Origin of the sequence: Nesterenkonia sp. PF2B19 (genome assembly GCF_001758425.2) — a bacterium.
Lineage (GTDB): Bacteria > Actinomycetota > Actinomycetes > Actinomycetales > Micrococcaceae > Nesterenkonia > Nesterenkonia aethiopica.
Genome location: NZ_MDSS02000093.1, coordinates 1 through 7,079, shown reverse-complemented (window position 1 = coordinate 7,079; position 7,079 = coordinate 1). Strand labels below are relative to the sequence as shown.

Here is a 7,079-nt window from a genome sequence, read left to right as displayed (position 1 = left end):
CGACCCGCCGACTGCAGTGCGAGATCGAAGAAGCCAGGGCTGCAGCGATGCCAGAGGCCGAATGGATCAAGCTCGACCAGAAGCGCCGAGCCAGCTGAAGCTACGCGGGGATATCTACATGAGGCACGAGGGATCATTTCCCGGGGACTTGACAATGAGGCACCACGGACCTGGGCCGCTCCGCGCCCGACTGTCGCCGCACCTGTGCCGGCCGAGCAGCCGTGTGCGGACGCGTGGTGAAATGGTGGATTCTGACGTCGAAGCTGCGAGGGTGAGCGTGGCCGCCATGAGTGCAGCCGCCCTTCGCGCAGACATGCCGGTGGAGCACAAATGCTGATGCAATTCAAATTAGTACGAGCGTGCTAGTATGAGCTATGCTCATGTTCCGAGGTGCGCTGCGCGCGCCTCGGGACCTCAATCGAGGTCAAGGAGGCGTCGCGATGAGCGATCTGGAGAACTTTGTGGAGGAACGGCTTGCCGAGAAAGTTCTTCCCGCGGAGGTGCTGCAAGCCTATGGGCGCGTCCTCAGAATCGCGCGGCAGATGCGCAGGGCTGGTGCAGACAATGATCTGATGTCTTGGTTCACCGGCGCCAGCGCCTTGGTCAAGGCGGGTGAGTATGTGCTCGGCGCCGATGCCGAGACGGAAGCCGCTCGATTCGGTGACCAGCTCCTGGCTTCCCTTGCCGCAACGTGGAGCGACCACCCCGACTACAAGTCCCAGTGGGTCAAGAAGCTCGCCGCGAAATAGCCACGGTTCACGACCGGCGACAGAAGGTGCGCGCTGAGGGCTGTCGACTCAGTGGGAGTCTCCATGGTTGTTCGCCTCGTCGGCGATGGCAGTCAGCTCGTCCTGGATGATATCGAGCGCCCAGGTGACATCGCTGTCAACCGGCTGGTGGAACAGGTGGAAGGGGCTGAAGCAGGGATAGGTGACAACTGATCTGGCTAGCCGATGGGCAGCCTGGAAGGATTGTCATCATGCCTAAGCCCTACCCCAAAGAGTTCCGCGACGATATCGTCCGCGTCGCTCAGAACAGGGATGAGAACACCACGATCTCCCAGATCGCCACAGATTTCGGGATCCACGAAGGGACACTGAACAAGTGGCTGCGCCAGGCCGACCTCGACGCCGGAACAGCTGATCACCGCAAGCCTGGTGTCACCACCGATGAGAAAGCCCAGCTGCGGGCCGCGAACCGCCGGATCAAGGTCCTCGAGCAGGAACTGGAGGTCATGCGCCGGGCTGCCGCCTACTTCGGGCAGGCTCAGATCCCGTCAAAATGAAGTACCCGCTCGTCAGCGATCTCGCCGAAGACGGGGTTCCCGTCTCGGTGGCGTGCCGGATGCTGAAGATCGCCCGCCAACCCTACTACCAGTGGCTGGCCAACCCCATCACCGATCAGGAGTGGGAAGAAGCCCACCGGCTCAACGCACTGATCGATGCCCACCGCGATGACCCTGAGTTCGGGTACCGATACCTCGCCGATGAAGCAGAAGAAGCCGGCTACCCCATGGCCCACCGCACCGCCTGGCGGCTCTGCGCCTCTCAGGGAGTGTTCTCAGTGATCAGCCGCCGGAAGAAGGGCAAGGGCACCCGCCCAGGGCCACCGGTCCACGATGATTTGGTGCAGCGGCAGTTCAGCAACGTCAAGGAGCTGAACACCGTGTGGCTGACCGACATCACCGAACACCACACCGGTGAGGGCAAGCTCTACCTCTGCGCGATCAAGGACGCCTGCTCGCGCCGGATCATCGGCTAGAGCATCGACAACAGGATGAAGGCCTCCCTGGCAGTGCGGGCACTGAACAACGCCATCGCCAACCGGGCCCGCACCGGGGCTGAGGTAGCCGGATGCATCGTCCATTCCGACGGCGGCAGCCAGTTCCGCTCCAAGAAATTCCTCCGGACTCTGGAGCACCACCGCCTGGTCGGATCCATGGGCAGAGTCGGTGCCGCCGGCGATAACGCGGCCATGGAGTCCTTCTACTCGTTGCTGCAGAACAACGTGCTCGATGCCCAGCCCTGGGCCACCCGCGAGGAGCTGCGGCTGAGGATCGTGCGGTGGATTGAGCGGACCTATCACCGAAGGAGGAAACAGAAGGGGCTGGGGAAGTTGACCCCGATCGCCTATGAGGAGAAACTGCTCACGCCGGCGCTGACACTAGCGGCCTGAACAGGAAACCCAACCTGTCACCCGTTCCTGCATCAGCCCCCCTTGGGGTAGGGCTTAGGCATGATGACAATCCTTCCAGGCTGCCCATCGGCTAGCCAGATCAGTTGTCACCTATCCCTGCTTCAGCCCCTGGTCGCATAGCTCGTCTTGCTCATCTAACGTCCATCCCATTTAGGTGTGATGTCTAGGGGAACCGGAGGGCGCCCTGGCCATCGGCTCCCAGGATGTCGTCGGGATTGGAGTACGGACAGGACTTCAAGGAGAGGCACCCGCAGCCGATGCAGAGGGAGAAGCGGTCGCGCAGAGCGGTGAGGTGCTCGATCCGCTCATTGAGGTCGTCCCTCCATTCACGAGAGATCCGTGCCCAGTCTCTGGCCGTGGGAAGACCCTCCTCAGGGAGTCGGTCCAGCGCGCCTTTGATGCGGTCGAGGCTGATGCCCACGCGTTGGGATGCGCGGATGAAGGCCAGGACCCGCAGCGTGTCGCGTCGGTACTCACGCCGGTTGCCGGAGGTGCGTCGGCTGCGGATCAGGCCCATCGACTCGTAGTAGTGGAGCGTCGACACCGCGACTCCGGCACGCTCGGCGATCTGGCCCGGCTTCAGCCAGACGACGTCTTCTGGGACCTGAGGCATGTTCCGCCCTCCTCATCGGCTCGCTTGACATCAAGTGGACTTGACGTAGTCGACTGTACTGCACGTGATCTCGGCGAAGGAGGAGACGATGATCGACCTCGATGTGTGGGCAGACGTACGGTGTCCGTGGTGCTGGATCGGACTGCGGCGGCTGCGCCGTGCCGCCTCCGTCCTCGGCGAGCCTCTGCGGGTACGGCGGCGAAGCTTCCTGCTGGAGCCGGACGGCCCGGTCAGCCCGGGGCAGCCGACGGCGCGGGTCGCAATGAGCGAGTGGGGACTGTCGTCCGCGCAGTGGGAGTCCACGAGCCGGCGCCTTCGCGCCGAAGGGCGCCGCGAAGGCCTGGCCCTCGCCGTCGACGACGCGCTGATGTTCGATTCGCGTCCGGTCCACCGCCTGCTCAAACTCGCCGCCGTCACAGATCGCATCGATGCTGAGGCGGCCTGGGACTCGACCTTCGCCGCGCACTTCACCCGCAATCAGCGGCTCGGTGACTTTGAGGTCCTGCGCGCTGTGGCCATTGGGTGGGGGCTCAGGCCCGAGGAGATCGACGGCGCGCTGGCCGGTGGTGCCTTCTCCGAGGAGGTGGCTCACGACCTCACTGAGGCGCAGAGGCTGTCGGTGGAGACGGTGCCGACTGTCATGGCGCCGGATGGACGTCGGCTCTCCGGTGCCGCACCGGTCGAGGACCTGGTGCGATTCGTGGCGGCGGCGGGGGCGGTCCGATGAGCGGGACGATGCGCGCCGCCGCGATCGACGAGTTCGGCCCGGCCGAGGTCCTGCGAGTGCGCGAGATGCCGCGCCCCTCAGCATCGTCGGACGGTGTGCTGGTGCGAGTCCTCGCCGCAGGCGTGCAGCTCACGGATGCTGCGATCCGGGCAGGGTGGAGACCTCCGGGAGCCGAGATCGAGTTTCCGCAGATCCTCGGCAATGAGTTCGCCGGCGTCGTCGAAGAGGTCGGCTCCGAGGTGGAAGGTGTCTGTGCCGGTGACGAGGTGGCCGGCTTCGCCCTGCTGAACTGCTACGCCGAATACGTCGCCGTGCCCGCAGCGCAGATCGTGGCCAAACCCGCCGGAGTCCCCTGGCAGGTCGCGGGGGCCCTGTCAGCCTCGGGGCAGACGGCCCACACGGCGTTCGAGGACCTCAGGATCGGAGCCGATGACGTCGTGCTGGTCTGCGGTGCCGCCGGTGGGGTCGGCACCATCTTCACGCAGCTGGCCGTCCGCGCAGCGGCCACGGTGATCGGGACAGCCAGCCAGGTGAACCACGCCTACCTGCGATCTTTGGGCGCCGTCCCGATCACCTACGGGCCGGGCCAGGCCGAACGCATCCGCGCCCTGGGCGGCCGGGTGGACGTGGTCTTCGACGCCGCGGGCCACGAGAACCTCCGCACGGCTGTCGACCTGGTGGCGGATCGTGATCGCATCGCCACGATCGTGGACATGGCCCTGGCCGTCGAGCTCGGATGCCGGATCGTGCGCAGTCGTCGTGACGCGGCGCGACTGGCCGATCTCATGCGACGTGTCACCTCGGGTGAGCTCGAGGTCCATGTGCGCCGGACCTATGGGCTCGACGAGGTGGCCGCAGCGCATCGAGATGTCGAGACGGGCCACGGTCGGGGCAAGGTCGTCCTCGAGATCGGGCAGGCGCGGTGACGGCCCGCGCATCGACGCGTCAGCACCGACTGTGGACGACACAGACCTGGCCGTTCATCGCCAGCGTGCTGGCTCTGATGACCTTCATCGCCTTCGAATCCTTCGCCGTCACCACCATCCTGCCGGTCGCGGTCGCCGACCTCGGAGACATCGGCTGGTACTCCTTCGCCTACGCGGCGACGATCACGACCGCACTGGTCGGCATGGTCGTCGGAGGAAACTGGGCCGACCGGGCGGGGCCGCGTACACCGCTGATGGTCGGTGGAACGATCTTCCTGCTCGGTGTGATGCTGAACGTCCTGGCCTGGGACGTCCCGGTCTTCATCATCGGGCGACTTCTGCAGGGGCTCGGCGGAGGGATCGACTCGGTGATCCTCTACGTCCTCATCGCCCGGCACATCCCGGAGGCCGTCCGCCCCCAGATGTTCGGGCTCCTGACCAGCGCATGGCTGGTCCCCTCCCTGGCCGGGCCGGTCGTCGCCGGTGCCATGGCCGAGCTCATGGACTGGAGAGCGGTGTTCGGCGTCGTCCTCCTCGGGGCGGCCGTCTCCCTGCTCTGCCTGCTGCACGCCACGCGTCCATCCCGGGAAGCCGCGGCCTCACGCAGGGCATCCTCGCCCCGATCTCTGTCAGCGGGGATCGTCGGGCGCAAAGGGGCGCTCGCGGTCCTCGCGGCCGGACTCCTGGCGGCCCTGCATCTCAGCGGACAGAGCGACGGCCCCGGCTCGGCCGTCATCGTCGGAGGCGTGTCTCTGGCGCTTCTCCTCACCGCCCGCAGCCTTCTGCCGAAGGGGACCTTCACCTTGCGAGGTGCCCCGCAGCGCCTCATCGCCCTGCGGGCCGTCCTCGGCGCGACGGCCACCGCCACTGACCTCTATCTGACCCTCTACCTGCAGACCGTCCGTGGGTATCCGCCCACCACCGCTGGTCTGGTCATCGCCGCCGCCGCCGGAGGATGGGCGCTGGGCGCCTGGATCCAAGGACGATGCCCCAGCACGCAGACGTCCCATCGCCGACTCGTCCTGATCGCCACGATGCTGGTCGGCACAGGGCCTGCCGCCGTGCTGGTCTACATCGTCACGGACATACCGCTGTGGAACGTCGTCATCGCCTCCGTGGCGATGGGAACCGGTATGGGGACGGCGTATCCACGCCTGTCCAGCGCAGCTCTCGCCCTCGCTGACCCCGGCGAACAGGGCGCCGTCAGCTCCGCACTGCAGACTGGGGAAAGCATGGGCATCGGCGTCGTGACGGCGCTCATCGCTGCCGTCCTCGTCAGCGGCGGCTCCTTTCCCGCCGCCTATGTGATGCTGATCGGCCTGGCCTCTGCGGCAACCGTCATCGCGTCACTGGGCATCGGACGTCCTGCGGACACCTCGTGAGACGCGATGGCAGCGCGTTCGGCAGCGGCCACGCGCACCAGACTCAGACCGCCAGCCGGTAGCCGCGCTTGACCACCGTGGACACCACTCCGGAGACCGGCAGAGCCTTGCGCAGCCGGGAGACCCACATCTCCAGGGCGTGCTCGGAGTCGCAGTGCCCCAGCACCGCCAACAGATGCTCCCGGGACAGCACCGCGCCCTCGGCCTTGACCAGGGCGCGCATGAGCGCCAGCGGCCCCGGCGCCAGGCGCACGGGCTGATCGGTCACCTCCGGAAACCGCACCTCCGCGCCGCGCAGCTCCACCGGTCCGTGCCGGGTGTCCATCCGCAGGGTCTGGTGCTCCTCCAGGTGGTCGCAGACCAGGCGGATCATCGCGCCCAGCCGCCACCGGGACGGGATGATCGGCCGGACCCCGGCCTCGTGCAGCGGGGCCGCGGTCACGTCCCCCACTGCCGCGGAGACGACGTCGGAGCGGAACGCCTCCAGCAGCGCGGCCGCCCGGCCGTACTGGTGGGCGACCTCCAGGAACGCGTCGACGGCGGGCGCGGCGGTGAACGTGACGATGTCCAGCTGACGCTCGATCACGGCGTCGATCATCCGCAGCAGCGCCGAGTCCTCGGCGGGCTTGGCCCACATGTAGGGCATCACGGTGATGACCCGGGCTCCGGCGGCCTCGATGCGGGCGATCTGCTCGTGATCGGTGCGTCCGTGCAGCTGGAACGCCACGGTGGTGCCGGTCAGGTCCTTCTGCAGCAGCATGTCCACCACAGTGGCGGTGCGCTCGTCGTCGGCGGCGCCGTCGTCATCCAGCCCGGCGGCGCGGACTGCACCACGAGCCTTGGGCCCGCGCACCAGGATGCTGGAGCCCTCCAGGGCCTCACGCAGCGCGGTGCCCAGCCCGTAGGCGTCGGCGGCCTCCGCCCAGCGGCGCATCCCGTAGGCGGTGGTGATGATCGTATGGTCCGGGTGGGCCTCGACCACCAGGCGGGTGTCCCGCTGCAGGGTCACCGACTCGGTCATCGGGGCGATGCGCAGCGCCGGGGCATGCATGACCTCCGCGCCGCGGCGCTCGAAGGCCGAGATCAGGTCCTCGCTCCGGCGGTCCGAGGTCACCCCGATGCGGAACCCGGCCAGCGACTGCGGAAGCGCCGCCGACGCCGGCGGGGCGGGGAGGAGGCGCTGCCGGCGGAGCCGGAGCGCATGGTCGGCCCGGCGGAGGGCCCGGCAGAGGGTC

The 7,079-nt window shown here is 67.6% G+C and carries 7 protein-coding genes and 1 pseudogene; 6 read left to right on the top strand and 2 right to left on the bottom strand.

What is annotated here, in order from left to right:
* Window positions 1-440 precede the first annotated feature (440 nt).
* The 3 genes and pseudogenes from BCY76_RS16640 (at window position 441) to BCY76_RS16630 (ending at window position 2,175) form a co-directional block, all read left to right on the top strand.
* Complete coding sequence (locus BCY76_RS16640; protein WP_070158842.1) at window positions 441-749, top strand: hypothetical protein; 309 nt, start codon at window positions 441-443, stop codon at window positions 747-749.
* Between the two features lie 63 nt (window positions 750-812).
* Complete coding sequence (locus BCY76_RS20135; RefSeq protein ID WP_272896872.1) at window positions 813-941, top strand: hypothetical protein; 129 nt, start codon at window positions 813-815, stop codon at window positions 939-941.
* 38 nt (window positions 942-979) lie between these two features.
* Window positions 980-2,175: pseudogene (locus BCY76_RS16630) on the top strand (IS3 family transposase).
* Window positions 2,176-2,359: 184 nt separating this feature from the next.
* Here the strand turns inward: BCY76_RS16630 and soxR are convergent.
* A complete protein-coding gene (soxR, locus tag BCY76_RS16625; RefSeq protein ID WP_070158840.1) occupies window positions 2,360-2,809 on the bottom strand; it encodes a redox-sensitive transcriptional activator SoxR in 450 nt (149 codons plus the stop codon).
* 88 nt (window positions 2,810-2,897) lie between these two features.
* Here soxR and BCY76_RS16620 point away from each other — a divergent pair, with 88 nt between their 5' ends.
* From BCY76_RS16620 to BCY76_RS16610, 3 genes are read left to right on the top strand one after another with little or no spacing between them, the layout of a single operon-like run.
* Window positions 2,898-3,536, top strand: a complete 639-nt coding sequence (locus BCY76_RS16620; protein WP_070158843.1) for a DsbA family oxidoreductase — start codon at window positions 2,898-2,900, stop codon at window positions 3,534-3,536.
* Window positions 3,537-3,544: 8 nt separating this feature from the next.
* Window positions 3,545-4,462: an NADP-dependent oxidoreductase gene (locus BCY76_RS16615; RefSeq protein ID WP_070158839.1), complete on the top strand. Its 918-nt coding sequence runs from the start codon at window positions 3,545-3,547 to the stop codon at window positions 4,460-4,462.
* Window positions 4,459-5,844 (top strand): MFS transporter, encoded by a 1,386-nt coding sequence (locus BCY76_RS16610; RefSeq protein WP_070158838.1) that lies wholly within the window; start codon window positions 4,459-4,461, stop codon window positions 5,842-5,844. Before BCY76_RS16615 ends, BCY76_RS16610 begins: the two co-directional genes overlap by 4 nt.
* Window positions 5,845-5,887: 43 nt before the next feature.
* Here the strand turns inward: BCY76_RS16610 and BCY76_RS16605 are convergent, their stop codons facing one another.
* Window positions 5,888-6,979, bottom strand: a complete 1,092-nt coding sequence (locus tag BCY76_RS16605) for a uroporphyrinogen-III synthase (RefSeq protein ID WP_085437943.1) — start codon at window positions 6,977-6,979, stop codon at window positions 5,888-5,890.
* Between the last annotated feature and the right edge of the window lie 100 nt (window positions 6,980-7,079).

Coding starts and splice junctions, on each gene's coding strand:
- soxR (WP_070158840.1), bottom strand. CDS start 2,809: ATGCCTCAGGTCCCAGAAGACGTCGTCTGGCTGAAGCCGGGCCAGATC.
- BCY76_RS20135 (WP_272896872.1), top strand. CDS start 813: ATGGTTGTTCGCCTCGTCGGCGATGGCAGTCAGCTCGTCCTGGATGAT.
- BCY76_RS16640 (WP_070158842.1), top strand. CDS start 441: ATGAGCGATCTGGAGAACTTTGTGGAGGAACGGCTTGCCGAGAAAGTT.
- BCY76_RS16620 (WP_070158843.1), top strand. CDS start 2,898: ATGATCGACCTCGATGTGTGGGCAGACGTACGGTGTCCGTGGTGCTGG.
- BCY76_RS16615 (WP_070158839.1), top strand. CDS start 3,545: ATGCGCGCCGCCGCGATCGACGAGTTCGGCCCGGCCGAGGTCCTGCGA.